The following is a 25,999-nucleotide window of genomic DNA, read 5'->3' as shown; positions in this document are numbered from 1 at the left end:
TTTGTTCGACACCTTATAAGTTTCCGGGGCTTATGTGGGGCAAACAATACCAACTACCATAATACAAATAATCCCCCAGAATGTCAATCCATTCCCAGAATTAATCCCGAACTGGGTGCTTTTTTTCGTTGTGTTCTGGATCATCCCCTGGATAATAAACGCGTTCTAAAAATAAGCCGTGGGCCGGCATCGTGAGTCGAGCCTGCTGCCGATCCTGGACGGCTAGCAAGCGCTGAATGTCGTCAACTGGCCGCTTCTTCATTCCAATTTCGACCAGGACCGCGGTCATAATCCGGACCTGATTGTACATAAAGCCGTCCCCATAGAATTCCAACTGAATCTCATGATTGGCTTCGTCATTAATCGCTTTGGTACTAAAGATGGTGCGCACCCGACTTCCGGGTTTGGCCCCGGACGCCACAAACGACGCAAAGTTATGGGTGCCAACCAAGTCCTGAATCGCTGTTTCCATCAGCCCAAAATCCAACGGAAAGCGCCAGTGCGCCGTATAAAAACGCTTAAACGGATCGGTAAACGGACCTAGTGACAACCGGTAGAGATACCTCTTCCCGGTCACATCGTAACGAGCATGAAAAGTGTCAGGAACTATTTCTACGTCCTTAATCTGAATATCCAAGGGACACATGCTGTTAAGACCCTTCAACATCTTGTCAGCGGGAATCGGAAACGGGAAGTCAAAATGAGCGACCTGAGCTAGGGCATGAACCCCGGAGTCAGTCCGACCAGAGCCGTAAACTCCCAACGTTCCCTCCGGCTGCTTAGCCATCTGGTTCACAATCTTAGTGAGCACGCCCTCCACGGTCCGTTGGTGTGGTTGGCGCTGAAAGCCGGCAAACTGCGTGCCGTCGTAGGCAAACGTAATCTTATAACGTTGTGTCATCTACACCCCTCGCAATCCCACTACCAGGACCCCAATCAGAAACACGCCCACTAACGCCAGCGTGTCCAAAAGGTGCCATTGGTATTGATAATAACTACTCCGCGGTTGACTGGCATCATAGCCACTCGCGCCCAGCGCGTCCGCCAGGTTATCCGCATGGCGAAAGGCCGACACCAGCAATGGAATGATCAGCGACAACACGTTTTTAACCCGTTGCCAGAGACTACCACCGTTAAAGACCACCCCTCGCGAGCGTTGGGCGTTCATAATTGTCTGCATTTCGGACAATAACGTGGGAATAAACCGGAGCGCAATCGACAGCATAATCCCAATCATGGCCACCGGCACCCCCAGCTTTTTCAACGGCGTCAGGAGCGTTTCCACCCCTTTCGCAATCGCATTAGGGGAAGTTGTCACCGTCAGGAGCATGGCCACGATGATAATCAACAGAAACCGGACAAAAATCAATCCGGCCGTGGTGACACCAACGCTGGTCACGTTCAAGGGGCCCCAGTGCCAGTACGTCGTTCCGCCGTGCCCAAATCCAAGCTGAATCAAGACGGTAAACGCGATTAGCCACACAAAGGGACGGAGCGACGAAAAGAGCATCCCAAACGGCACTTGGGCCATTTTCACTAACGCTAGAATCATCACGGTTAGCACCGCGTAATTGGCCCAATTATTGGCTAATAAGGTCCAGGTAATCAACAGCACTAACCCGACAATTTTTCCGGACGGATGCAGACAGTGCAGCAGGGAATGGCCCGGCAAATAGTTTCCAAAAACCATGTGATTCATGCCGTTCCCCCCTTTGCTAACCGGTGCACAATGCTTTCCACCAGCTCGCGACGCGTTAACGGAAGTTGGTCGAGATCAACCCCATTGGCTTGTAGCGCCCGTCCCACTCGAACGGCGCCGGGTAACACAAACTGGTTCTGGGTGGTTTGAAAGAACTGACGGGGTGTCGTATCTTGTTCAATCCGACCATGCTTCATCACGACCACCCGTTGTGCGTACCGCGCCACAATGTCCATCTCGTGGGTAATCATGATAATCGTGATGTGCTGTTCCTGATTTAAGCGCCGCAACATTTCCAGAATGGAACGGCGTCCCCGGCCATCCAAACCAACCGTAGGCTCGTCTAAGACTAATACCCGTGGTTGACTAGCTAAAACGCCGGCAATCGCGACCCGCCGCATCTGACCGCCGGAAAGTTCAAAGGGCGAACGATCCAACAATTCAACCGGAATCCCAACTTGATCTAAACTTGCCCGGGCTTGCTGCTCGGCTTCCGTAGAACTGGCGCCAAAGTTCAGCGGGCCAAATTGGACGTCCTGCAAGACGTTGTCAGCGAAAAGTTGCTGCTCAGGGGATTGAAATACCAGCCCCACCTGGGAACGCAGCTGCTTTAAAGCAGCTGCTTTCACCTTGGGACGTAGAGTTACCCCTAGCACCTCCACCGTACCGGATTGGGCAAACTGGAGACCATTTAGGAGCTTAATTAACGTTGACTTTCCACTCCCGGTTGTCCCAATAATAGTCACAAAGTCACCTTGCTCCACAGTTAAACTAACGTCGCGTAAGGCTTGGTGCGCTACGGTCGTCTTTTCGCCATAGGTATAGTTAACGTGTTTTAAAGTAACTTGGTGAGCCATGCAATCAATTCCTTTTCGTTTAAATCATTAGCAGGGAGTGGCACCTGCTGGGCAGCTAAGTCGCGTTGCACCTGCAAACTAAAGGGAAGTTCCAGTTGCATGCGCATTAGCAAATCTTCCTGATGAAACAACTCGGCGGCCGTGCCCGTGAACGCCACCTGTTGCCGATCAAGCGCAATCACTCGTTCTGCCAACGCTAGCATCTCTAAATCGTGCGTAATTAGGATGATGGTTAAGCCAACCTGTTGTTGGAGGCGTTGAATGATCTGGTTCAACTCCTGCTTGGCCTGCGGATCCAACATGCTCGTCGCTTCGTCTAAAATCAAAATTTCGGGCGTAATGGCCAGGGCACTAGCTAGCGCGACCCGTTGCTTTTGCCCGCCCGATAGAAGTCCTGGTTCACGATCCCGGTACTCCCACATTTCGACCTGCTCCAACGCCATCTGGACCCGCCGTTGCATCTCCGGACGGGAAACGTTCCGGTTCTCCAGTCCAAAGGCCGTGTTTTCGGCAACAGTTGCTCCGACAATTTGATCATCGGGATTCTGAAAGACCAGTCCGATGCGTTGGCGCAGTTCCGCCATGTTTTGCGGTGTGAGGGTGGTTTGATCAACCAAAATCGAACCCTGGTTGGGCGTTAATAAGCCGGTCAATAACTTAGCAATCGTGCTTTTCCCGCTTCCGTTAGCGCCGACCAAGGCCACGGTTTGGCCCGGCTGCACTTGAAACGAAACGTGCTTTAGCACCGAGACCTCCGTCTGGTAGGCAAAATCCACTTTTCGAAATTCAATTTTTGGTTGCATCACTCACACCTCTTTTGGCTTAAATTTATGTATAAAAAAATCACTAAAAGATTGAGGCGCATGGTTAGACCACATTCAAGCTAGACTTGGACCTTCCATCATCATAACGCTTTATACCTCAACCTTAGTGATTCAGTGAAAATATGAAATTAGTGGTTCGTTACCATTAAACGAATTCTAAGATAACCATTTGGGCACCATCACCGCGACGGGGCATGGTCTTCAAAATCCGCGTGTAGCCACCTTGACGATCTTGGTACTTAGGTGCAATTTCGTCAAATAATTTTTGCAATGCCGTCGTAACTTTGATGTCATCTCCGTCTTCTTGAACGTCAGCAATTTGGTTTTGTAAGTAAGCAGCAGCACGCCGACGAGCAGCTAAATCACCCTTCTTACCTAATGTCACCATTTGTTCAGCTAAAGAGCGAACCGTCTTAGCTTTTGCTTCCGTGGTTTCAATCCGATCGTTAACAATTAAGTCAGTAGTTAAGTTACGAAGCATAGCACGACGAGGGCCTGATTCGCGACCAAATTTACGATAACTCATAAGTGGGAGCCTCCTTTTTTAATTAGTCTTCTTTCCGAAATGATAATCCAAGTGCTTCTAATTTCTGTTCGATTTCTTCGAGTGACTTACGTCCCAAGTTACGAACTTTCATCATATCAGCCATAGATTTATCAGTTAATTCTTGGACGGTATTAATTCCAGCCCGTTTCAAACAATTGTAAGAACGAACGGAAAGATCCAGTTCTTCAATTGACATTTCGAGCATTTTTTCTTTATGGCTTTCTTCTTTTTCCACCATGACGTTAGCTTGTTGGGCCTTGTCGGTCAAGTCCACAAACATTTCCAAGTGTTGTGATAACACCTTGGCAGCTAAACTAATCGCTTCAGAAGGAGTAATTGAACCATTAGTCCAAACATCGAGAGTCAATTTATCGAAGTCATCACGCTGTCCAACACGCGTGTCTTCAACTTGATAGTTAACACGTTCGATTGGGGTATAGATAGAATCGACTGGTAGCACACCAATGGGCATATCGTCATTTCTAGCCTTGTTTTCTTCAGCTGAGACATAACCGCGACCCTTGTTGGCCGTGACCGTCATGTGTAAGGTGGCACCTTCAGCAACCGTTGCGATGTGTAAATCAGGATTTAGAACCGTTGTATCACTATCAGTTACCAAATCAGCTCCGGTTACATCGGCCGGACCAGTTACGTTGATACTCATCGTGTGAGTTTCGTTCTGATCGTCGTCACCATCGATTTTCAACTTCAACTTTTTCAAGTTCAAAATGATCTTGGTCACATCTTCTGTGACACCTTTAACAGTTGAAAATTCGTGTAAAACACCATCAATTTGAACACTGGTAACTGCAGCGCCTGGTAAAGAAGCTAGCAAAACCCGCCGTAACGAGTTCCCTAAGGTTGTTCCATAACCACGTTCTAATGGTTCTACAACTACTTCACCATAGTTATTTGTTTCTTCAATTTTATGAATGTTTGGCTTTTCAAACTCAATCATTCTAACCTCTACCCCCTTCAAACAGCGTTGAGTCCATTACAAAATGAGCTTGCATTAATACTAAACTCGACGACGTTTTGGAGGACGGCAACCGTTATGAGGAACTGGAGTAACGTCACGAATTGCGGCAACTTCCAGACCAGTAGTTTGTAAAGCCCGGATTGCAGATTCACGACCTGAACCAGGACCCTTAACTGAAACTTCCACAGTCTTCATACCATGTTCCATTGCGGCCTTAGCAGCTGCTTCAGCAGCCATTTGAGCAGCAAATGGAGTTGATTTACGACTACCACGGAAACCTAATGCACCAGCTGATGACCAAGCAATCGCATTTCCTTGAACGTCAGTAATCATAACCAAGGTGTTGTTGAACGTTGAGTGAATGTGAGCCACACCAGATTCAACGTGCTTTCTTGCTTTACGCTTACGAGTATTCTTCTTAACCATAGGGACTGATAACCTCCTTTTTAATTATTATTTTTTCGTTCTCTTACCTTTTCTGGTCCGAGCGTTGTTCTTAGTGTGTTGACCTCTAGAAGGCAAACCACGACGGTGACGTAATCCACGGTATGAACCGATTTCTGACAACCGTTTGATGTTCATACTAACTTCACGACGTAAGTCACCTTCGATGGTGTAGTCGTCGATAACCACCCGGATCTTATCTTCTTGTTCAGGAGTTAAATCTTGTGTCCGAACGTCTTCTGAAACCCCAGCTTGTTTCAATACTTTTTGAGCAGTTGTGTTTCCAATTCCGTAAATGTAAGTAAGGGCAATTACAACACGCTTGTTACGTGGTAAATCTACTCCGGCAATACGAGCCATTAATGTCCACCTCCTCTATATAGTAATTATTTTCCTTGGCGTTGTTTGTGCTTAGCATTAGCTGAGCAAATGACCATTACACGGCCTTTCCGCTTAATGATTTTGCAATTTTCGCACATCTTTTTGACTGATGGTCTTACTTTCATTTTATAACCCTCCTAGATAAAAGGTCTTACTTAAATCGATAAGTAATGCGACCCTTAGTTAAATCATATGGTGACATTTCAACAGTTACACGGTCTCCTGGAAGTATCTTAATGTAATGCATTCTAATTTTCCCAGAAACATGGGCTAAAATTTCGTGTCCATTTTCCAGTTCTACTCGAAACATTGCATTGGGTAGTGTTTCAGTAATTTTTCCTTCAATTTCAATTACGTTGTCTTTCGCCACAACAATCCTCCAAAAATTAAATCCATCAAGTTCTGTTCCAAAAACCGTTATCAATACCTACCAATATAGCATATTAGCGGTGATTCGACAACGAAGCTGTTATTTGTTAATGAAGATCAGACAGAACTTGGTTGATTTCCTGCGTAACATCTGCGATTGGTTGATTTCCGTTCACCGTGTGCAACAAGTTGCGTTGTGAATAAAAGTCAATTAAAGGGGTATTCATCTTTAAATTAACTTCTAACCGATTCTTAACGGTTTCCGGTTTATCATCGCTCCGTTGATAAAAGGCATGTCCACCACAAACATCACATGTACCTTCAACTCGAGGTTTTTTGTACAATTTATGATAAGTAGCACCACAGTTCTTACAAATGAACCGACCAGAAAGTCGTTCGACCAATGTCTCCGGATCAACGTCAACGTTTAACACGGCATCCAGTGGTTTATTTAACTTCTGCGTCATCTTTTCTAATTGTTCTGCCTGAACAATCGTACGGGGAAATCCATCTAACAGGTAACCGGCTTTCGTATCCGGTTGTTGCAACCGTTCTTTCACGATGCCACAGGTTACATCATCAGGAACTAATTCCCCTTGATCAATATACCCTTGGGCTTTAACCCCCAACGGCGTTTGTTGCTTAATGGCCGCCCGGAAGATGTCTCCGGTGGAAATATGGGGAATCCCATATTTCTCAACAATAAAATCTGCTTGGGTTCCTTTCCCGGCACCGGGAAGTCCCATAATTAACAAATTCATTGACATTCCATCGTCCTCCTACTTTGCGTCTGAATCATTCTGAATAAATCCAGTGTATTCTTGCCGCATCGTTAATCCTTTAATCTGGTTCATGAATTCGATCGTTACTCCGACGATAATCAGGAGGTTGGTTCCTCCTAATCCAATCGAACTATTTAAATTCCAAACGTTTTGCGCGATTAACGGAATAATGGAAACGATTCCTAAGAAAAGTGCTCCAATCGTACTTAACCGCATCAATAAACGAGAAACATAGTCCTGAGTGCCCTTGCCGGGCCAAACTCCAGGAATGTAACTACCTTGCTTTTGCAAGTTTTCAGCCAATTTCTGGGGATTAACCTGAACAAAAGCATAGAAAAACGTAAAGACCACAATCAAAATTGTGTAAAAGGTTGCTCCCATTGGAGTTTGCATGTTAAACAATTGGGTCATGAATTGGAACCAGCCAGCATCACCATAGTTCTTCGTAAAGAACATCAAAATGGTTTGTGGCGTTGAAATAAAGGCACTTGCGAAAATCACGGGAATCACACCTGCAACGTTCACTTTAAGTGGTAAGTAACTAGATTTAGCAGATCCAGCCGCCCGGCGGGTATATTGAATTGGAATCCGCCGTTCCGCTTGTTGCACCCAAGTAACAAACGTAACAACGATTAACATTACAACGACTAATGCTCCCAAAAAGAGCAGTGGTTTCCAGATTTGATCCATCGGCGTGCCTTGCACGTATTCTCGATAGATGCTTTGGAATCCAGTCGGGATGTTAGCCACAATCCCGGCAAAGATAATCATGGAAACCCCTTGGCCGACCCCTTTATCAGTGATCATATCACCCATCCAGGTGGTCAACATGGTTCCGGCCGTTAAAATCAAACCAATGCTAATGTAAGTCATGATTCCGGGATTTTGCACCAGATTTAAACTACTCAAAGCGTTAAATCCAGCGGTAATCCCAATCGATTGGGCAAAGGCTAACACAATCGTTAGCCGCTTGGTAACCTTGTCCAGCTTGAGCCGACCAACTTCACCTTGCTTCCCCCATTCGACAAACTTCGGAACGATGTCCATTTGTAATAACTGAACCACAATTTGGGCAGTAATGTAAGGCGAGACCCCCATCGCAAAGATGGAATAATTCGTCAAACCTCCACCACTGAACATGTTCAAAACGTTAACTAACCCTGAAGAAGCGACTTCTTGAAGTGCTTTCGCGTTAATCCCGGGAACTGTAATGTAAGCACCAAGCCGAAAAACGGCAAGAACTAACAGCGTGAACAACATTTTGTTCCGAATGCTCTTGTCCTGAAAGGCACTTTTTAAGGTTGATAACATTAGATCACCTCAGCTTTACCGCCGGCATTTTCAATTGCTTGTTTAGCAGTTGCTGAGAATTTGTTGGCTTGAACCGTTAACTGCTTGTCAAGTTGACCGTTACCAAGGATTTTTACGCCATCCTTTAAGTTCCGAATAATTCCCGTTTCTACTAATGCTTCAGGAGTTACTTCTGCACCGTTGTCAAAAGCGTTTAATTCGTTCACGTTCACAATCACAATGTCCTTGCGATTGATGTTTGTGAAACCACGCTTAGGAATCCGACGGTACAATGGCATTTGACCCCCTTCAAAACCTAAACGGGTCTTGCCACGAGCTTTTTGCCCTTTTTGTCCCCGACCAGAGGTCTTACCTTTACTACCAAGCCCACGACCCTTACGAGTCCGGCTGGCACGAGAACCTGCAGCAGCTTTTAATTCGTCTAACTTCATGAATTGCACCTCCTCTTACTTTAAATGTAATTAATCTTTAACCTGTTCCACTTCAATCAAGTGAGCAATTTTAAACAATGCTCCTCGAGTAGCTGCGTTATCAGGCTTGATCACACTACTGTTAATCCGACCTAATCCTAAGGCTTCCACAATCTTACGTTGCTTGGGAAGACGATGAGCAGCACTGTGAACTAAAGTAATCTTTAATTGAGCCATCTGTATCTCCTCCTTATTCAGCTAAGTGGTCAGCAGAAACACCACGAAGTTCAGAAACTTCTTCGGCGCTCTTCAGACCTTTAAGGCCTTCGAAAGTTGCCCGGATAACGTTGATAGCAGTGTCAGAACCAAGTCGTTTACTAGTAACATCGTTGATTCCGGCTAAGTCCATCACGGCACGAACGGCACCACCAGCGGCTACTCCAGAACCTTCTTCAGCAGGTTTTAATAAAATCTTACCCCCGCCGTAAACTCCCAGAATTTCGTGAGGAATGGTCGTTCCCACGATTGGAACTTCGATCAGGTTCTTTTTAGCAGCTTCAACGGCTTTCCGAATGGCTTCTGGAACTTCTTGGGCTTTCCCCGTTCCGAAACCAACGTGACCATTTTTGTCACCAACTACGGCTAAGGCAGCAAACCGTAACCGACGTCCACCTTTAACAACCTTAGTAATCCGGTTGATGGCAACTACGTTATCATCTAAATCCAATTTGTTTGGATCAATAAATTTAGCCATGCGTGTGTCTTCCTCCTTTGATTAAAATTCGAGTCCATTTTCGCGAGCGCCCGTAGCTAAGGCAGCCACACGACCATGGTATAAGTAACCACCACGGTCAAAAACAACTTTTTTGATGTTTTTGGCAGCGGCTCGTTCAGCAACTAACTTCCCAACACTAGCGGCTTGTTCCGTCTTGTTGCTTCCAGTTACTTCTTTGTCAAGAGTTGAGGCACTAGCTAGCGTTACACCCGCTACGTCATCAATAACTTGAGCGTAGATGTTTTTGTTAGAACGGAAAACGTCTAAACGTGGGCACTCAGCAGTACCAGCAATTTTACTACGAACACGAGCATGTCTTACTTTTCGTGTTTTGTTCTTGCTTGGTTTTGTAATCAAAATAGTCACCTCTATATTATCAATTTAAAAACTACTTACCAGTCTTACCTTCTTTAAGGACGATCCGTTCGCCTTCGTAACGAATTCCTTTACCCTTGTAAGGTTCTGGAGAACGAATGGCGCGAACTTTAGCCGCAAAGTCACCAACGTGTTGCTTGTTAATTCCTTCGATTTCAATCGTCGTGTTGTCAGGAACTTTAACGTCTAAGTCTTCTGGAAGCGGAACTTCAACTGGGTTTGAGTAACCAACGTTTAAAATTAACGTCTTACCCTTTAATTGAGTCCGGTAACCAACCCCAACTAATTTCAGGTTTTTCTTGAATCCGTTTGCGACTCCTTCAATCATGTTGTTGAAGTTTGCGCGGGAAGTTCCGTGCATAGCACGTTCCTTGTTATCGTACTTACCAGTAGGTTCAAAGTTTACTTCGTTACCATCAACTTTCATTTCTACTAATGGAGAGAAAGTTTCCGTTAATTCACCCTTAGGACCCTTAACGGTCACTTGATCACCATCACGAGTTACAGTAACACCTTCTGGAATTACAACTGTTTTGTAACCAATTCTACTCATCTGTTAGACACCTCCGTTTCCGTTTTATTTATTACCAAACGTAAGCTAAGACTTCGCCACCAACTTTTTTGTCGCGGGCTTCTTTGTCAGTAATAACTCCGTTTGAAGTTGAGATGATTGCAATTCCTAAACCATTTAAGACCTTCGGAACGTCATCTGATTTAACATAAGAACGTAAACCTGGTTTGGAAATCCGTTTTAAGCCGGAAATAACCCGTTCGTTGTTCTTACCATATTTAAGGTACACTCGAATTACGCCTTGTTTATCGTCTTCGATGTATTCTACTCGACTGATAAATCCTTCGCGCTTCAAGATTTCAGCAATATTACGTTTAATTTTAGATGCAGGTACATCAACCGAAGCATGGCGTGCCATGTTGGCATTCCGAATTCGAGTTAAAAAATCTGCAATTGGATCTGTCATTGCCATAAGCGTGGAACCTCCCTTTTAGTTTGTTTTTCTACCAACTAGCTTTCTTCATGCCAGGAATTTGGCCCCGGTGAGCAAGTTGCCGTAAGCAAACTCGGCATAAGTGGAACTTTTGGTAAACCGCACGAGGTCGACCACAACGTTCGCAACGAGTGTAGTTTTGAGTAGAGAACTTAGCTGGACGCTTGTTCTTTTCTACCATTGATTTTTTAGCCAAATTAAAACCTCCTATTTAGCAAAAGGCATGCCAAATTGTTTGAGCAATTCGTGGCCTTCTTCATCAGTTTCAGCGGTAGTAACCAGGACGATGTCTAAACCGCGGACACGGTTAACATCATCGTAGTTGATTTCTGGGAAAATTAATTGTTCCTTGATTCCCAACGTGTAGTTCCCGCGTCCATCAAAAGAACGGTTAGGAACCCCGTGGAAGTCACGAACTCGTGGTAACGAAACGTTAATTAATTTGTCCAAGAAGTCGTACATTTTGTCACCTCGTAAGGTAACTTTAGCCCCGATTGGCATTCCTTCACGCAGCCGGAAAGCAGCGATGGATTTCTTTGCCTTAGTAACCAAAGGCTTTTGACCAGAAATTAGAGTGAGTTCGTTAACAGCCTCATCTAAGTTCTTGGAATTTGTTACGGCATCACCAACACCCATATTCAAAACAATTTTTTCAAGTTTTGGTCCTTGCATAATTGATGAATAGTTGAATTTTTCTACTAGTGCTGGGAGAATTTCTTTCTTATATCTTTCTTCTAAACGAGTAGACATGCGAATTGTTTCCTCCTTTCACTGACAATCGTTAGTCGATTGCTTTGTGTGATTTCTTTGAAATACGAACTTTTTTACCATCTTTAACTTCGATGCCAACCCGAGTTGGTTCGTTAGTTGATGGGTCGATTAACATGACGTTAGATGCGTTAATTGGTGCTTCAACGTCAAAAACTCCGCCTTGGGGGTTACCTTGGGAAGCTTTTTTGTGTTGTTTTACTTTGTTGATTCCTTCAACAACTACGCGATTATCAGCAGCAATGACCTTGGTGATGTTCCCATCTTTACCCTTGTCTTTACCTGCAATTACACGAACTTTGTCACCAGTTTTCAAGAACATTAATCTGGCACCTCCTTATTTTTGTGAATTGGTTTTAGAGTACTTCGGGCGCTAATGAAACGATCTTCATAAAATTGTTGTTCCGTAATTCACGAGCAACCGGTCCAAAAATACGGGTACCTTTCGGGCTCTTGTCATCATTAATTAAAACGGCGGCGTTTTCATCAAAACGAATGTAAGAACCATCGTTACGACGAGAAACAGCTTTAGTTCTTACGATTACGGCTTTAACGACGTCCCCTTTTTTGACAACGCCACCTGGTGTTGCTTGTTTAACAGTAGCAACAATTACATCACCAGTACCGGCGTAACGAACTCGTGAACCACCTAAAACTTTGATAGTTAAGAGTTCACGGGCTCCAGAGTTATCAGCAACCTTTAAACGACTTTCTTGTTGGATCATGGTAAGTGTGTCCTCCCTTCAACTTTAAAATCAGAATACGATCAAAATGACACAAAGCTAGATGATGACAGCTTCTTCAACAACGTCAACAAGACGGAAGTGGACCGTTTTTGATAGTGGACGCGTTTCCATGATTTCAACAATATCGTTTACCTTGGCGCGATTGTCTTCGTCACGAGCTTTGTACTTCTTTGTGTACTTAATCCGTTTTCCATAAGTAGGATGTGTCTTTGTTGTTTCTACGGCAACGGTAATGGTTTTGTCCATTTTGTCAGAAACAACGCGACCTCTGTAACGTTTACGTTCATTACGTTCTGTGCTCATCTAAATAAACCCTCCTTTTTTCGGATTCTTACTTGTTCAATTCCTTTTGCCGCAAAGCTGTTTTGAGCCGGGCGATTGTTTTCCGGACAGTTCTCAAACGAGCGGTGTTTTCTAATTGACCAGTGGCTAATTGAAAACGAAGATTAAACAATTCTTTTTTGTAATCTTGTTCCTTAGCCAACATTTCGTCAGTGGTTAATTTACTGATTTCTTTAGCCTTCATTTGATTCGCCACCTACTTCCTCACGTTTAATAATCTTAGTACGAATTGGCAACTTGTTTGAAGCTAAAGTTAAGGCTTTGATAGCTGTTTCTTCGTTAACACCAGCAACTTCGAAAAGAATCTTTCCGCGCTTAACTGGGGCAACCCATCCAGCTGGACTACCTTTACCTTTACCCATTCGAACACCAATCCCTTTTTCCGTGTATGACTTTTGGGGGAAGATTTTAATCCAAACTTTCCCACCACGCTTCATGCAACGGGTAATGGCGATCCGGCAAGCTTCAATTTGTCTGTTAGTAATCCAATGTGAATCAATGGCCTGTAAACCATATTCACCGAAAGCAACGCTGTTTCCGCCCTTAGAGTGACCGCGCAATTTACCACGGTGTTCACGACGGTGCTTAACACGTTTTGGTACAAGCATGTTTACTTACCTCCCTTACGATTTTCCTCAGGTTTGTCAGGTAAAACTTCACCCCGGTTAATCCAAGTTTTAACTCCGATTGATCCGTAAGTAGTGTGAGCTTCGTTCCATGAGTAATCGATATCTGCCCGTAAAGTGTGCAGTGGAACTCGACCTTCGGAATAACTTTCGATTCGAGCCATATCAGCTCCGTTCAAACGACCAGCTGATTGAGTCTTAACTCCGGTAGCACCGGCACGCATAACACCCTTCATGGCACCACGCATCGCCCGACGGAATGCAACCCGGCCTTCGAGCTGACGAGCAATGTTTTCACCAACTAAGTCAGCTTCTAAGTCTGGCTTCTTGATTTCCACAATGTTGATGTGAACTCGACGTCCAGTCAATTTGTTCAAGGCTTGCCGAAGGCTTTCTACTTCGGAACCACCCTTACCGATTACCATTCCTGGTTTAGCGGTGTGAATGGAGATGTTAACCCGTTTAGCAGCCCGTTCAATGTCAATTTCTGACACAGAAGCGTCTGCTAAACGTTTTTCGAGGTAGCCACGAATCTTCAAATCTTCATTTAAGTATGAAGCGAATTTATCGTCATTTGCAAACCATTGTGCTTGCCAACCACGGGTAACACCAATTCGTAAACCATTAGGATTAATTTTTTGACCCATGTTCTATCCCTCCTTCTTTTCTGATACTACGATTGTGATGTGACTAGTACGTTTGTTAATCGGAGAAGCAGAACCTTTTGCCCGAGGACGGAACCGTTTTAAGGTTGGTCCTTCGTCGGCATAAGCTTCGCTTACAACCAGGTTTTGACCATCAAGGTCAAAGTTATTTTCTGCGTTAGCAACGGCAGAGCGCAGCACCTTTTCCACAACTGGAGATGCACCACGAGGGGTGAACTTCAGAATCGAAGTTGCTTCCGCAACGTTCTTGCCTCTAATAAGATCTAAAACAAGGCGGACCTTACGAGGGGCAATGCGAACAGTTCTAGCGATTGCTTTTGCTGATGTAACTTGTTCAGCCATTAGATATCCTCCTTGTTATACAGTTTTCTTATCGGTATTTCCATGCCCATGGAATGTCCGAGTTGGTACGAATTCACCAAGTTTGTGGCCTACCATGTCTTCTTGAATGTAAACTGGGACGTGGGTTCTACCGTTGTAAACTGAGATAGTGTATCCAATGAAACTTGGGAAAATAGTTGAACGGCGTGACCAAGTCTTGATAACCGTTTTCTTTTCTTGGTCTTTTTGAGCATCAATCTTCTTTAATAAAGATTGATCGGCAAAAGGGCCCTTTTTTAAACTACGACTCATTAATGAAACCTCCTCTTCGTGTACTTGTTGTACTTAAGATGTAACGAAATTACATCTTCGAACCTTTACGACGACGGACAATAAACTTAGTTGAACGTGCAGATTTCTTCCGCGTTTTCTTTCCGACCGTCTTCTTGTGCCATGGGGATAAAGGAGATGGGTAACCAACTGGGGCTTTCCCTTCCCCACCACCATGGGGGTGATCGTTAGGATTCATTACTGATCCACGAACGTGAGGTCTTTGACCACGGTAACGAGTCCGACCAGCTTTACCCCAATTAATCAAGGAATGTTCTTCGTTTCCAACCGTTCCAATCGTAGCCCGGCAAACGGAGAGAATCATCCGAACTTCACCAGAAGGAAGTTTAACCAATGAGTACTTGCTGCCTGGTTCGTTACTCAATAATTGAGCAGAGTTCCCAGCAGAACGAGCTAATTGGCCACCCTTACCTGGTTTTAATTCGATGTTGTGAATGGTACTTCCCACGGGAATGTCTTGTAAAGCTAAGGCGTTTCCGACCTTGATATCAGCATCTTTACCAGATTCAATGACATCTCCGACCTTCAAGCCCTTTGGTGCCAAGATGTATGATTTAATCCCATCTTCGTAAACTACCAAAGCAATGTTAGCGCTCCGGTTAGGATCGTATTCAATCGTTTTTACAGTTGCAGGAACATCATCATGGTTCCGCTTGAAATCAATCACACGGTACTTGTGTTTGTTTCCACCACCACGGTGACGAACGGTCATCCGACCAGAGTTGTTCCGACCAGCAGTCTTAGAGTTAGCAGTCACTAAACTCTTTTCTGGCTTGTTCGTAGTAATTTGACTGTAGTCAATACTAGTCATGTTACGCCGACCGTTGGTGGTTGGTTTATATTTCTTTAAAGCCACGTTGTTTCCCTCCTATTCTATGATTTATTCTTCAGAGAATAATTTAATTTCGTCTGAATCATTGGTTAACGTTACGATTGCTTTTTTCCGTTTCTTGGTGAAACCAACGTAACGACCTTGGCGTTTTTCTTTTCCGCGAACGTTCATCAAGTTCACTTTCTTAACTTTAACGCCGAAAACTGCTTCCACAGCGTCGCGAACTTGGTTTTTGTTTGCTCGTAAATCAACGTCAAACGTATATTTCTTTTCGTCCATCCGGTCAGTTGAAGCTTCAGTAATCACCGGACGTAAAATGATATCTCGTGCATCCATTATGCGAGCACCTCCTCTACTTGAGAAAGGGCAGCCTTGGTAATGATAACTTTCTTACTGTTCAAGACGTCTAAGGTATTAACCCCTTTACCACTAATAACCTTAACGTTATCAATGTTACGTGCGGAACGAACAGCGTTTTCGTTGTCGTCTTCCAAAACTACCAGCGTCTTCGTAGCTGCATCAAGATTCTTCAACAAGTTAGCGAATTCTTTAGTCTTTGGAGTATCAAAGTTTAAAGAATCAACTACGAGTAAATCACCGTTAGCAACTTTTTCGGATAGAACTGATTTAACGGCTAATCGAGTAACCTTCTTTGGAAGGTGGTAGCTGTATGAACGAGCTTGTGGTCCAAAGACAACTCCTCCACCAACCCATTGTGGTGAACGGATTGATCCTTGACGAGCCCGACCAGTTCCCTTTTGTCTCCATGGCTTCTTTCCACCACCGCGAACTTGTCCCCGAGACTTAGTCCCGTTTGTTCCCTGACGAAGTGAAGCACGTTGCATTACAACTGTGTCAAAGACAACGGATTCATTGGGTTCAATGTTGAAAATGGCTTCGTTTAATTCAACTTCACCATTTTTGCTTCCATCTTGTTTGTATAATGATACGCTTGTCATTTACGGTTCCTCCTTTCCTTATTTTCTGGATTCGCTAGCAGCCGTTCTGACCGTAACTAGCGTCTTGTTAGCACCTGGAACATTTCCTTTGATCAATAAAACGTTGTTATCAACATCGGCTTTAATAATTTCCAGGTTTTGAATGGTAACCGTCTTGTTACCCATCCGGCCAGGTAATTTCATTCCTTTAACAACCCGGTTGATGATAACCCCTAATGAACCAGGACGACGGTGGTAACGAGAACCGTGAGTAGTAGGTCCACGACGTTGACCATCTTTGTGGATGTTACCTTGGTAACCATGACCTTTAGTAGTACCCGTAACGTCAACGATGTCACCAGCTGCAAATGTATCAGCCTTAACTTCGTCACCAACTTTGTAGTCTCCCAAGTCGACATCGCTGATTTCACGAATGAAGCGCTTAGGAGTAGTATTTGCCTTTTTAACATGACCTTGTTCAGGCTTGTTGCTTAATACTGAACGTTTGTCGTCAAATCCAAGTTGAATTGCTTCGTAACCGTCCGTTTCGTTGTTCTTAACTTGTAAGACAACGTTGGGCGTAACGTCAACTACCGTAACTGGAACTAATTCCCCGTTATCAGTAAAAACTTGGGTCATCCCGACCTTTTTCCCTAAGATTCCTTTTTTGGTCATGAGTACACCTCCAATGTTTTGTAATTAAATTAAAGTTTGATTTCGATATCCACACCACTAGGCAAGTCTAACTTCATTAATGAGTCGACCGTCTTGGGAGTGGGGTTCAAAATGTCAATTAACCGTTTGTGGGTTAACATTTCAAATTGTTCTTGAGCCTTACTGTATTTAAATGGTGATGCCAACACAGTGTATAAAGCTCGTTCAGTTGGCAATGGAATTGGGCCAGAAATCGTTGCCCCAGTTCTTTGTGCCGTTGCTACAATCTTGTCCGCAGCTTGATCTAAACTACGGTGTTCGTAAGCCTTTAACCGGATCCGAATTTTTTCTTTTGCCATAATTATCCCTCCTTCGTCTCTTTTCCAAAAATTGACTAACTCCGTAGAAATTACCGGCGCATCTGCCATGGCAAAGCGGCCGGGTGTGCCGCAACCTTCTACATCATCGCTATTCTCGCTTATTTGAGGGCACACTGTCCCCACAAATTTAAGCACTATTCCATCTTACTTGATAAACGCTGATATTTCAAGGTTTTTCCCTGAATAAACAAAAAAAGTTTTACAAGCAAAATGCTTGTAAAACTTTTTTCTCACTAGGGTAACTTATGCCTAAGCTTCGCCACCGTTTTGTTTAATAATGTCTTCTTGAATGTTCTTAGGAACGGCCGTGTAGTGGTCAAATGACATCGTAAACGTTCCCCGACCTTGGGTAGCAGAACGTAAGTCCGTCACGTATCCAAACATTTCAGCCAATGGAACCATGGCGTGAATATCTTCGGCACCATCACGAGCTTCCATTCCTTCAATGTTACCACGACGAGCGGTAACTTGACCCATTACGTCACCCATGTATTCTTCTGGAACTCGGATATCAACCTTCATGATTGGTTCCAAGATCTTTGGATCGGCCTTCTTAGCAGCTTCACGCAATGCTAATGAAGCGGCAATCTTGAAGGCTGCTTCACTAGAATCGACATCGTGGTAACTACCATCGTATAACTTGGCTTTCAAGTCAATCAATGGGTAACCGGCTAAGACACCGTTTTCCATGGCTTCTTTCAAACCTTGTTCAACGGATGGAATGTATTCACGAGGAACAACCCCACCGACGATGGCGTCTTCAAATTCGAAACCTTCACCTTCGGCATTAGGAGTAAATTCGATGTAAACATCACCATATTGACCTTTACCACCAGACTGACGAACGAACTTACCTTCGGCACTAACTTGCTTGCCAAATGCTTCCCGGTAAGCAACTTGTGGAGCACCAATCGAAGCATCCACACCGAATTCACGGCGCATCCGTTCGATAATGATGTTCAACTGTAATTCACCCATTCCGGCAATGATCGTTTGACCCGTTTCTGGATCAGTGTTTGCTTGGAAAGTTGGGTCTTCTTCAGACAGTTTTTGCAAAGCAGTGTTCATCTTGTTTTGGTCGGCCTTGGTCTTTGGTTCGATCGAAACTTGGATCACTGGTTCTGGGAATTCCATTGATTCTAAGATCAGTGGGTGGTCAACGTCAGTTAAAGAGTCACCCGTCGTGGTGTTCTTCAAACCGATGGTAGCGGCGATATCACCAGAGAATACCTCTGGGATTTCTTGCCGTTGGTCAGAGTGCATTTGCACTAGCCGACCGGCCCGTTCCCGTTTGTCCTTTGTTGCATTTAAGATGTATGAACCAGATTCCAAAGTTCCCCGGTAAACCCGGATAAAGGTTAACCGACCAACGTATGGGTCCGTCATAATCTTGAAGGCCAAGGCAGCGAAAGGTCCTTTGTCATCGGCCCGAACTTCAACTTGTTCATCGCCATTTTCTGGATCCGTAGCCATGTAAGGACGAACTTCCAATGGAGATGGGAGGTAGTCAATCACACCGTCCATCATCATTTGAACCCCTTTGTTCTTGTAAGCAGATCCAGCGTAAACTGGGTAAAGTTCCAAGTTCAAAGTAGCCCGACGAATTCCGGCCTTGATGTCTTCTTCGGTGATTTCTTCACCTTCCAAGAACTTGCCCATTACGTCATCATCAACGTCGGCAACGGCTTCAATCATACTTTCGCGTGCTGCTTGAGCCTTTTCTTGGTAATCAGCTGGGATTTCAACTGTATCCCAGTTTTCTCCTTCTTTATCTTCGTCGTACACGTAGGCCTTCATTGTTACAAGGTCAATGACCCCTTCGAAGTCTGATTCAGCACCAATTGGAACTTGAACCGGAACGGCGTTAGCGTGTAAACGATCTTTGATGGTTTGCACGGACCAATCAAAGTCAGCCCCCATCTTGTCCATCTTATTAATGAACACAATCCGAGGAACACTAAAGTCAGAACATTGACGCCAAACCGTTTCAGTTTGAGGTTCAACTCCGGCTTCACCATCCATTACCACGATTCCACCATCAAGCACCCGCAGAGAACGTTCCACTTCGGCAGTGAAGTCCACGTGCCCAGGAGTATCGATGATGTTAACCCGGTAACCCTTCCATTCTGCCGTGGTTGCGGCAGACTGGATGGTGATTCCCCGTTCTTTTTCTTCTTCCATGAAATCCATTTGTGAAGCACCATCATGGGTTTCACCGATTTTGTGAATGCGACCCGTGTAGTACAAAACCCGTTCCGTGGTGGTCGTTTTCCCAGCATCAATGTGGGCTACGATCCCGATATTACGGGTTTTGTCTAACGGAAATGCACGTTTGTTAGCCATTTTAAACTCCTTTAATTTTTAAACATTCGAAAAAAGTGGCTAAATAATTAGCCACTCGCCTTGCCAACCTGTAATCAGCAGCTGATTACCAACGGTAGTGAGCGAAAGCCCGGTTGGCTTCGGCCATCTTGTGGGTATCTTCCCGTTTCTTAACTGCTGCTCCAGTATTATTTGAAGCATCGATAATTTCTTTTGCAAGTCGTTCCGTCATGGTGTGTTCACCACGAAGCCGAGCATAACTTACAATCCAACGTAATCCTAAAGTAGTTCTCCGGTTCGGACGAACTTCGATTGGAACCTGGTAGTTTGATCCACCAACCCGCCGTGCCTTAACTTCTAGCACTGGCATTACGTTTTTCATTGCTTCTTCAAAAACTTCCACTGGATCGTTACCAGTTTGGTCTTTGATTTCTTCAAATGCACCATATAAGATTTCTGATGCAGTTCCTCGCTTACCATCTAACATCAAGTGGTTGATTAATTTGGAAACCAACTTTGAGTTATAGATTGGATCAGGAAGGATTTCACGTTGTTGAACTTTTCCTTTTCTAGGCATCTAAAGGTCCTCCTCAATTAGTCGATTTATTTTTTGTCCTTAGGCCGCTTCGTACCGTACTTTGAACGTCCTTGACGACGATCTTGAACACCGGCAGTATCAAGCGCACCACGAATGACGTGGTAACGAACCCCAGGCAAATCCTTAACACGACCACCACGGATTAAGACCACACTATGTTCTTGCAAGTTGTGACCGATACCAGGAATGTACGCCGTAACTTCGTACAAGTTAGAAAGACGCACACGAGCGTATTTCCGCAAAGCAGAGTTAGGCTTCTTTGGTGTCATCGTACCCACACGGGTAGCAACTCCCCGTTTTTGTGGTGAAGGGTTGCGAGTTGGTTTCTTCTTGTAACTGTTGTAACCAAAGCCCAAAGCTGGGGACTTTGATTTAGAACTTCTAGATTTACGACCTTTTCTAACTAATTGGTTAATTGTAGGCATCTAAAAAGTCCTCCTTTCGTAAAATTTGAGTTGTAAGTCCACACATCCAGGTGAACCATTTTTTAAAATAAAAAAATCGCTTAACATAGATAAGCACAATAAGTAGAATACCACGGCACAGAAAAGATGTCAACTGCCCTTGCGTATTTCTCCTTATTCAGAAGGAGGAATTGTGCATGTTATTTTTTTGGTTTTACGTCGGTTGCTGCTGTGGTTCGTTTCTGACCGTAGTCGCCACCCGCACCGTGCAAGGAACATCATTTCAAACGGGGCGATCTCATTGTCAGTGGTGCCAACGACCGTTACGATGGTGGGAACTACTGCCCGTTCTCAGTTTCACCTGCCAACGGGGTCGTTGTCGCACCTGCCACCAGCGGCTCCCGTGGTCTTTATTAATCTGGGAGGTAACCGCTGGGTGGTGCTTTTGGCTTAGTCCGCCCGTCAATCAAGCCAGTTGCGATTGGCTCCTCTTTTTACTGAGTTTTCAACTGCTGAGCACCTTTGACAGCATCTGCTGGGGCTTTCCCACGTGGTTATTAGTTTTTCCAAGCGGCTTGGCCTTCGTGACTAGTCAAAAACCACTATCATTAATCATCAGCTATACTTTGCTATACCTCCTACTCCTCATGATTAATCGCAAGGGAAATTGGATTGGCAACGGTGATCTCGATTTATTGTGGCTCCTGCTTCTCGTTTTTCCTCTAACCGCCTGGTGTGGCATCATCTTACTAGCCTCACTATTTGGCTTGGGTTGGCTACTGGTCATGCGTAAGCGCGCGTTGCCCTTTTTGCCCCTATTATTTGACAGTACTCTCCTCTACCTCACCGGACTGGTTTGCTTCTCAGCTTGATTCAGAGTAAGATTAAAGAAAATTGTTACTGCTTATATATGGTCAGAATCGGCTGACCGTCTCTACTCAGAACCGGAATTCTGAACTATAAGTGGGAAGTTGCCCACTATCAACGTGGGCTTTTTTTATGGAGGAAGAGAGCATGGACGCACTAAAACACGCCATTGAAACGAACGGAACCGTTTTACCGGGGAACATTTTAAAGGTTAATTCCTTTTTAAATCATCAAATTGATCCCCAACTGATGCAACAAATTGGGCAAGCTTTTGCGGATTACTTTCAAAAGGCTGGCATCACCAAGATTCTAACGGTAGAAGCCTCTGGAATTGCGCCAGCCGTTTTAACTGGCTTAGCCATGCACCTTCCCGTCGTGTTTGCCCGGAAAAGTAAATCACTAGTAGTTAAGGACGACGTGTACAGTGCGGAAGTTTATTCCTACACGAAAAATACCAACAACCACATTTACGTTGAAAAGCCATTTTTAGATAATACCGATCGCGTGCTCATCATTGATGACTTTTTAGCCAACGGGGAAGCCACCAAGGGTTTGATTAAGATTACGGAAGCCGCTGGGGCCAGCGTGGGCGGCATCGGCATCGTGATTGAAAAGACCTTCCAACCTGGAGGAACATACCTGCGTGATCATGGTTACGACGTACTGTCGCTAGCTCAAATTGCCTCTTTAGATAACCAGCAGGTCAAATTTGCAAACTAGTTTAGAGAAATAAAGCACAAAAAAGGACGATTACTTTTGTAATCGTCCTTTTCGTTTGGTTAATTATTCAGCGTCGTCGCCATCAACACTGGTCGTCTGGTCAGAAGGAGCAGTCACTCCTTGATCAGCAGTTTGCCCCAGTTCTTCTGGTTCGATGTCTTCATATTCATGAACACCCGTTCCAGCTGGTAACAACTTCCCGATAATTACATTTTCTTTCAATCCAATCAACGGATCAACCTTACCACGAATAGCAGCGTCGGTCAGAACCCGCGTCGTTTCTTGGAAGGAAGCAGCTGACAAGAAACTGTTCGTTTCTAGGGCAGCCTTCGTAATCCCGAGGAGCACCGGACGAGCCGTGGCTGGAACCTTGCCAGTCATAACTGCATCCCGGTTCTGTTCCTTGAAATCATCAATGTCAATCAAAGTTCCTGGCAAGATGTCCGTATCACCCGGATCCATGACCCGAACTTTCCGCAACATCTGCCGAACCATGATTTCGGCATGCTTATCGTTCACTTCCACCCCTTGACGCCGGTAAACTTCTTGCACCGCCGTTAACAGGTAGGTTTCCGTAGACAGAGTATCTCTGATCTTCAGCAATTCCTTTGGATCAATCGAACCTTCGTTCAAGGCTTCCCCACGGCGAACCGTGTCACCTTCAGCAACCCGCATCCGAGCTGTCAATGGAACCTTGTACTTTCTGGTATCGGCTTTTCCTTGGATGGTGATTTCCTTAACCCCTTCAGCCGGATCCTCTTCAATTAATTCAACGACCCCAGTAACTTCACTGATGGTTGACTTACCTTTTGGATTCCGTGCTTCAAAGATTTCTTGCACCCGGGGAAGTCCCTGGGTGATATCGGTGTTACTTGCAACCCCACCGGTATGGAAAGTCCGTAACGTTAACTGCGTTCCGGGTTCCCCGATGGATTGAGCAGCAACCGTTCCGACTGCTTCTCCAACTTCCACTTCGTCACCAGTAGCCAAGTTTTGACCATAACAACGTTCACAAACCCCGTGGGGCGTGTTGCAAGTGAAGGCCGAACGAATTTCAACGGCTTCAATCCCTGCATCCACGATAGCTTGGGCCTTCTTGTCGTCAATCATCTCGTTTCGATCCACAATTACTTCACCAGTTTGTGGGTTCGTAACGGTCTTCATGGCGTTTCGGCCCAAGATTCGGTCGTAAAGTGGTTCGATCATTTCGTTACCTTCCGTAATGGCGGTAACCGTCAAACCACGATCAGTTCCACAGTCCTTTTCCCGAATGATAACGTCTTGCGCCACGTCAACTAACCGCCGGGTTAAGTAACCAGAGTTGGCCGTCTTCAAGGCCGTATCGGTCATCCCTTTCCGAGCACCGTGGGTCGAAATGAACATTTCCAAAACGGACATTCCTTCCCGGAAGTTCGAAGTGATGGGCAGTTCCATGATTTTACCATCAGGAGAAGCCATCAAGCCCCGCATTCCGGCCAACTGCGTAAAGTTAGAGATATTACCCCGGGCCCCAGAATCACTCATCATGAAGATTGGGTTTTCGGGATCGAAGTTCTTCATCAATTGATCTTGGATTTCGTCACGAGCTTCGTTCCAAACGTTCACAACTCGTTCGTAACGTTCTTGATCAGTAATCAAACCACGCCGGAATTGCTTGGTAATGGTGTCAACCTTCTTGTGGGCAGCTGCCACAACCTTAGGCTTTTCATGGAGGTCCATGATGTCAGACATTCCGACCGTTAATCCCGACTTCGTTGATTCATCGTTACCAAGATCTTTGATGCGATCCAAGAGTTCGGAAGTTTCCGTTACCTTGTATTGATCGTAAACTTCGGCAATGATGTCAGATAAGAAGCCTTTCTTGAAAGGACGAACTAATTCGGCATTGGCAATGTGTTCGTGAATGTCTTCGCCTGGTTCCAAGAAGTATTCATCCGGAACGTAACCATGTAGGTTGGTATCAGTTGGTTCGTTGAGGTAGGTAAAGGCCTTCGGTAAGATTTGGTTAAAGAGAACCTTTCCGACGGAAGTTACCATAATTTTATCTTGTTGGTCATCCGTAAACGGCTTGTCTGGGTAAGCAGCCGCTGGAATTCCAATCCGACTGTGCCAGTGTACCAAGCCATCCCGATAAGCTAATTCCACTTCATCAGGATCATTGAAGATCATGCCTTCCCCTTCACGGTTGGGTTCTTCCATGGTGAGGTAGTAGTTCCCAATTACCATATCTTGTGATGGAGCCACAACTGGTTTTCCATCTTTAGGAGCCAAAATGTGTCCCGCAGCAGCCATCAAGAGTCGTGATTCTGCTTGTGCCTCTTCTGACAGTGGCACGTGAATGGCCATTTGGTCCCCATCAAAGTCGGCGTTGTAAGCGGCACAAACTAAAGGATGCAATCGCATCGAGTTTCCACTAACCAGCACAGGTTCAAAGGCTTGAATTCCTAACCGGTGCAAGGTTGGGGCCCGGTTTAACAGCACGGGGTGTTCCTTAATGACATCTGGCAAGACATCAAAGACCACGTCGTCCTTTCGTTCAATTTCGCGCTTAGCGTTCTTTACGTTAGAAGCCAAACCGCGTTCTACCAATTCATGCATGATGAACGGCTTGAACAGTTCGAGAGCCATAGAAACGGGCAGTCCCATTTGGCTCAACTTCAACCATGGACCCACGTCGATAACGGAACGACCAGAGTAGTCGACCCGCTTTCCGAGCAGGTTCTGCCGGAACCGACCTTGTTTCCCCTTCAAAAGATGAGACAGAGATTTCAACGGCCGGTTTCCTGGACCAGCAACTGGACGACCACGCCGTCCGTTATCGATTAAGGCATCGACAGCTTCTTGCAGCATCCGTTTTTCGTTTTGCACGATAATGCCTGGAGCATGCAAATCCAGCAGACGTTTCAATCGGTTGTTCCGGTTGATTACCCGCCGGTACAAGTCGTTTAAGTCAGAGGTCGCAAACCGACCCCCTTCTAGTTGAACCATGGGCCGTAAGTCAGGTGGCATGACCGGAATAGCATCCATAACCATCCAAGTTAGTTGGTTCCCAGAAGTCAGAAAGGCTTCCAAAATGTCTAACCGCCGAATAGCCCGGGTCCGTTTTTGGCCGGTCGCGGATTTTAATTCTTCTTTAAGTTCACCAACTTCTTTTTCAAGATCAACGTCGGATAACAACGTTCGGATGGCTTCGGCCCCAATTTTAGCTTCAAAGCGCGTTCCGTATTCCCGTTTTTTATCCCGGTATTCTTGTTCCGTTAAGAGTTGCTTCTTTTCCATGGGCGTGTTGCCAGGATCAGTTACAACGTAAGCAGCAAAGTAGATGACTTCTTCAAGTGAGCGCGGACTCATGTCTAAGACCAAGCCCATCCGGCTCGGGATTCCCTTGTAATACCAAATGTGGGTAACAGGGGCTGCTAATTCAATGTGGCCCATCCGTTCCCGCCGGACCTTAGCACGGGTAACTTCTACACCACAGCGATCACAAACAATTCCCTTGTACCGGATTCCTTTGTACTTCCCACAGGCACATTTCCAGTCCTTGGTTGGTCCAAAGATCCGTTCGTCGAATAAACCGTCTTTTTCCGGTTTCAACGTCCGGTAGTTAATGGTTTCTGGCTTCTTAACTTCTCCAAACGACCAACTGCGGATCGTTTCGGGAGCAGCTAACCCAACTTGCATGCTCTTAAATTTGTTCACATCAACCAT

General features: G+C 45.2%; 39 protein-coding genes and 1 riboswitch. Of the genes, 2 read left to right on the top strand and 37 right to left on the bottom strand.

The genetic code is table 11. From position 1 onward, the window contains the following. Positions 1-100: 100 nt before the first annotated feature. The 36 genes from truA to rpsL all read right to left on the bottom strand — a co-directional run bounded on the left by truA (position 101) and on the right by rpsL (position 20,725). A complete protein-coding gene (gene truA / locus M3M38_RS06275; protein ID WP_252766910.1) occupies positions 101-901 on the bottom strand; it encodes a tRNA pseudouridine(38-40) synthase TruA in 801 nt (266 codons plus the stop codon). Continuing rightward, complete coding sequence (locus tag M3M38_RS06270; protein WP_252766909.1) at positions 902-1,699, bottom strand: energy-coupling factor transporter transmembrane component T family protein; 798 nt, start codon at positions 1,697-1,699, stop codon at positions 902-904. Beyond that, entirely contained in the window at positions 1,696-2,556 is an 861-nt protein-coding gene (locus M3M38_RS06265; RefSeq protein WP_252766908.1) for an energy-coupling factor transporter ATPase, read from the bottom strand. Before M3M38_RS06265 ends, M3M38_RS06270 begins: the two co-directional genes overlap by 4 nt. Continuing rightward, on the bottom strand, positions 2,535-3,359 hold the full coding sequence (locus M3M38_RS06260; RefSeq protein ID WP_252766907.1) for an energy-coupling factor transporter ATPase: 825 nt from the start codon (positions 3,357-3,359) through the stop codon (positions 2,535-2,537). The genes M3M38_RS06265 and M3M38_RS06260 overlap by 22 nt, the downstream gene beginning before the upstream one ends. Positions 3,360-3,525: 166 nt before the next feature. After that, on the bottom strand, positions 3,526-3,906 hold the full coding sequence (rplQ, locus tag M3M38_RS06255) for a 50S ribosomal protein L17 (protein WP_252766906.1): 381 nt from the start codon (positions 3,904-3,906) through the stop codon (positions 3,526-3,528). Between the two features lie 22 nt (positions 3,907-3,928). Next, positions 3,929-4,885 carry a DNA-directed RNA polymerase subunit alpha gene (locus tag M3M38_RS06250; RefSeq protein ID WP_252766905.1) on the bottom strand — a complete coding sequence of 319 codons (957 nt, stop codon included), beginning with the start codon at positions 4,883-4,885 and terminating at the stop codon, positions 3,929-3,931. Between the two features lie 60 nt (positions 4,886-4,945). Next, positions 4,946-5,332 carry a 30S ribosomal protein S11 gene (gene rpsK, locus M3M38_RS06245; protein WP_252766904.1) on the bottom strand — a complete coding sequence of 129 codons (387 nt, stop codon included), beginning with the start codon at positions 5,330-5,332 and terminating at the stop codon, positions 4,946-4,948. 27 nt (positions 5,333-5,359) lie between these two features. Then, positions 5,360-5,710: a 30S ribosomal protein S13 gene (rpsM, locus tag M3M38_RS06240; protein ID WP_252766903.1), complete on the bottom strand. Its 351-nt coding sequence runs from the start codon at positions 5,708-5,710 to the stop codon at positions 5,360-5,362. A 26-nt stretch (positions 5,711-5,736) separates the two neighbouring features. Further along, entirely contained in the window at positions 5,737-5,856 is a 120-nt protein-coding gene (gene rpmJ, locus M3M38_RS06235; protein ID WP_252750519.1) for a 50S ribosomal protein L36, read from the bottom strand. Between the two features lie 26 nt (positions 5,857-5,882). Next, positions 5,883-6,101 carry a translation initiation factor IF-1 gene (gene infA / locus M3M38_RS06230; protein ID WP_252766902.1) on the bottom strand — a complete coding sequence of 73 codons (219 nt, stop codon included), beginning with the start codon at positions 6,099-6,101 and terminating at the stop codon, positions 5,883-5,885. 106 nt (positions 6,102-6,207) lie between these two features. After that, positions 6,208-6,861: an adenylate kinase gene (locus tag M3M38_RS06225; RefSeq protein ID WP_252814880.1), complete on the bottom strand. Its 654-nt coding sequence runs from the start codon at positions 6,859-6,861 to the stop codon at positions 6,208-6,210. 18 nt (positions 6,862-6,879) lie between these two features. Continuing rightward, positions 6,880-8,193: a preprotein translocase subunit SecY gene (gene secY / locus M3M38_RS06220; RefSeq protein WP_252813931.1), complete on the bottom strand. Its 1,314-nt coding sequence runs from the start codon at positions 8,191-8,193 to the stop codon at positions 6,880-6,882. Continuing rightward, positions 8,193-8,624, bottom strand: a complete 432-nt coding sequence (gene rplO, locus M3M38_RS06215; protein ID WP_252766900.1) for a 50S ribosomal protein L15 — start codon at positions 8,622-8,624, stop codon at positions 8,193-8,195. Before rplO ends, secY begins: the two co-directional genes overlap by 1 nt. Positions 8,625-8,654: 30 nt before the next feature. Further along, a complete protein-coding gene (rpmD, locus tag M3M38_RS06210) occupies positions 8,655-8,840 on the bottom strand; it encodes a 50S ribosomal protein L30 (RefSeq protein WP_252795279.1) in 186 nt (61 codons plus the stop codon). 13 nt (positions 8,841-8,853) lie between these two features. Continuing rightward, positions 8,854-9,357 carry a 30S ribosomal protein S5 gene (gene rpsE / locus M3M38_RS06205; RefSeq protein WP_252766898.1) on the bottom strand — a complete coding sequence of 168 codons (504 nt, stop codon included), beginning with the start codon at positions 9,355-9,357 and terminating at the stop codon, positions 8,854-8,856. A gap of 21 nt (positions 9,358-9,378) precedes the next feature. Then, entirely contained in the window at positions 9,379-9,735 is a 357-nt protein-coding gene (rplR, locus tag M3M38_RS06200; RefSeq protein ID WP_252766897.1) for a 50S ribosomal protein L18, read from the bottom strand. 31 nt (positions 9,736-9,766) lie between these two features. Continuing rightward, the gene (gene rplF, locus M3M38_RS06195; protein ID WP_252766896.1) at positions 9,767-10,306 is read right to left on the bottom strand and encodes a 50S ribosomal protein L6; all 540 of its coding nucleotides are present in this window, start codon (positions 10,304-10,306) and stop codon (positions 9,767-9,769) included. Positions 10,307-10,337: 31 nt separating this feature from the next. Then, on the bottom strand, positions 10,338-10,736 hold the full coding sequence (gene rpsH, locus M3M38_RS06190; protein WP_252766895.1) for a 30S ribosomal protein S8: 399 nt from the start codon (positions 10,734-10,736) through the stop codon (positions 10,338-10,340). Between the two features lie 31 nt (positions 10,737-10,767). After that, entirely contained in the window at positions 10,768-10,953 is a 186-nt protein-coding gene (locus M3M38_RS06185; RefSeq protein WP_252750528.1) for a type Z 30S ribosomal protein S14, read from the bottom strand. An 11-nt stretch (positions 10,954-10,964) separates the two neighbouring features. Next, positions 10,965-11,507 (bottom strand): 50S ribosomal protein L5, encoded by a 543-nt coding sequence (gene rplE, locus M3M38_RS06180; RefSeq protein ID WP_252766894.1) that lies wholly within the window; start codon positions 11,505-11,507, stop codon positions 10,965-10,967. A gap of 31 nt (positions 11,508-11,538) precedes the next feature. Then, the gene (rplX, locus tag M3M38_RS06175; protein WP_252766893.1) at positions 11,539-11,847 is read right to left on the bottom strand and encodes a 50S ribosomal protein L24; all 309 of its coding nucleotides are present in this window, start codon (positions 11,845-11,847) and stop codon (positions 11,539-11,541) included. 34 nt (positions 11,848-11,881) lie between these two features. Then, positions 11,882-12,250 carry a 50S ribosomal protein L14 gene (rplN, locus tag M3M38_RS06170; protein WP_252766892.1) on the bottom strand — a complete coding sequence of 123 codons (369 nt, stop codon included), beginning with the start codon at positions 12,248-12,250 and terminating at the stop codon, positions 11,882-11,884. Between the two features lie 57 nt (positions 12,251-12,307). After that, positions 12,308-12,574, bottom strand: coding sequence for a 30S ribosomal protein S17 (rpsQ, locus tag M3M38_RS06165; protein ID WP_252766891.1), 267 nt, complete (start codon positions 12,572-12,574; stop codon positions 12,308-12,310). Between the two features lie 28 nt (positions 12,575-12,602). After that, complete coding sequence (gene rpmC / locus M3M38_RS06160; protein ID WP_252766890.1) at positions 12,603-12,797, bottom strand: 50S ribosomal protein L29; 195 nt, start codon at positions 12,795-12,797, stop codon at positions 12,603-12,605. After that, on the bottom strand, positions 12,787-13,221 hold the full coding sequence (gene rplP / locus M3M38_RS06155) for a 50S ribosomal protein L16 (protein ID WP_252766889.1): 435 nt from the start codon (positions 13,219-13,221) through the stop codon (positions 12,787-12,789). The genes rpmC and rplP overlap by 11 nt, the downstream gene beginning before the upstream one ends. Before the next feature lie 2 nt (positions 13,222-13,223). After that, positions 13,224-13,886 (bottom strand): 30S ribosomal protein S3, encoded by a 663-nt coding sequence (gene rpsC / locus M3M38_RS06150; protein ID WP_252766888.1) that lies wholly within the window; start codon positions 13,884-13,886, stop codon positions 13,224-13,226. Positions 13,887-13,889: 3 nt separating this feature from the next. Further along, entirely contained in the window at positions 13,890-14,246 is a 357-nt protein-coding gene (gene rplV, locus M3M38_RS06145; RefSeq protein ID WP_252766887.1) for a 50S ribosomal protein L22, read from the bottom strand. A gap of 15 nt (positions 14,247-14,261) precedes the next feature. Then, positions 14,262-14,537 (bottom strand): 30S ribosomal protein S19, encoded by a 276-nt coding sequence (gene rpsS, locus M3M38_RS06140; RefSeq protein WP_252766886.1) that lies wholly within the window; start codon positions 14,535-14,537, stop codon positions 14,262-14,264. A 49-nt stretch (positions 14,538-14,586) separates the two neighbouring features. Further along, entirely contained in the window at positions 14,587-15,432 is an 846-nt protein-coding gene (rplB, locus tag M3M38_RS06135; RefSeq protein ID WP_252813930.1) for a 50S ribosomal protein L2, read from the bottom strand. A gap of 24 nt (positions 15,433-15,456) precedes the next feature. Then, positions 15,457-15,744: a 50S ribosomal protein L23 gene (rplW, locus tag M3M38_RS06130; RefSeq protein ID WP_252766883.1), complete on the bottom strand. Its 288-nt coding sequence runs from the start codon at positions 15,742-15,744 to the stop codon at positions 15,457-15,459. Next, a complete protein-coding gene (rplD, locus tag M3M38_RS06125; RefSeq protein ID WP_252795272.1) occupies positions 15,744-16,367 on the bottom strand; it encodes a 50S ribosomal protein L4 in 624 nt (207 codons plus the stop codon). The genes rplW and rplD overlap by 1 nt, the downstream gene beginning before the upstream one ends. Positions 16,368-16,385: 18 nt before the next feature. Further along, entirely contained in the window at positions 16,386-17,021 is a 636-nt protein-coding gene (gene rplC, locus M3M38_RS06120) for a 50S ribosomal protein L3 (protein WP_252766881.1), read from the bottom strand. Between the two features lie 29 nt (positions 17,022-17,050). Further along, positions 17,051-17,359: a 30S ribosomal protein S10 gene (gene rpsJ / locus M3M38_RS06115; RefSeq protein WP_252766880.1), complete on the bottom strand. Its 309-nt coding sequence runs from the start codon at positions 17,357-17,359 to the stop codon at positions 17,051-17,053. 270 nt (positions 17,360-17,629) lie between these two features. Continuing rightward, positions 17,630-19,723 (bottom strand): elongation factor G, encoded by a 2,094-nt coding sequence (gene fusA, locus M3M38_RS06110; RefSeq protein WP_252766878.1) that lies wholly within the window; start codon positions 19,721-19,723, stop codon positions 17,630-17,632. Positions 19,724-19,808: 85 nt separating this feature from the next. Beyond that, positions 19,809-20,279, bottom strand: a complete 471-nt coding sequence (rpsG, locus tag M3M38_RS06105) for a 30S ribosomal protein S7 (RefSeq protein ID WP_252766877.1) — start codon at positions 20,277-20,279, stop codon at positions 19,809-19,811. Positions 20,280-20,305: 26 nt separating this feature from the next. Then, positions 20,306-20,725, bottom strand: a complete 420-nt coding sequence (rpsL, locus tag M3M38_RS06100; RefSeq protein ID WP_252766876.1) for a 30S ribosomal protein S12 — start codon at positions 20,723-20,725, stop codon at positions 20,306-20,308. A gap of 176 nt (positions 20,726-20,901) precedes the next feature. Between rpsL and M3M38_RS07505 the strand changes: the two genes are divergently transcribed. Next, the gene (locus M3M38_RS07505) at positions 20,902-21,576 is read left to right on the top strand and encodes a prepilin peptidase (RefSeq protein ID WP_420842628.1); all 675 of its coding nucleotides are present in this window, start codon (positions 20,902-20,904) and stop codon (positions 21,574-21,576) included. 12 nt (positions 21,577-21,588) lie between these two features. Further along, a riboswitch (purine riboswitch) is annotated at positions 21,589-21,684 on the top strand. Positions 21,685-21,718: 34 nt separating this feature from the next. Next, positions 21,719-22,291 carry a xanthine phosphoribosyltransferase gene (locus tag M3M38_RS06090; RefSeq protein WP_252813929.1) on the top strand — a complete coding sequence of 191 codons (573 nt, stop codon included), beginning with the start codon at positions 21,719-21,721 and terminating at the stop codon, positions 22,289-22,291. Positions 22,292-22,354: 63 nt separating this feature from the next. Here the strand turns inward: M3M38_RS06090 and rpoC are convergent, their stop codons facing one another. Continuing rightward, positions 22,355-25,999 carry a DNA-directed RNA polymerase subunit beta' gene (gene rpoC / locus M3M38_RS06085; protein ID WP_252766872.1) on the bottom strand — a complete coding sequence of 1,215 codons (3,645 nt, stop codon included), beginning with the start codon at positions 25,997-25,999 and terminating at the stop codon, positions 22,355-22,357.

The organism is Fructilactobacillus cliffordii (genome assembly GCF_024029355.1).
Classification (GTDB): Bacteria; Bacillota; Bacilli; order Lactobacillales; family Lactobacillaceae; genus Fructilactobacillus; species Fructilactobacillus cliffordii.
This window is presented reverse-complemented; position numbering and strand designations above follow the sequence as displayed.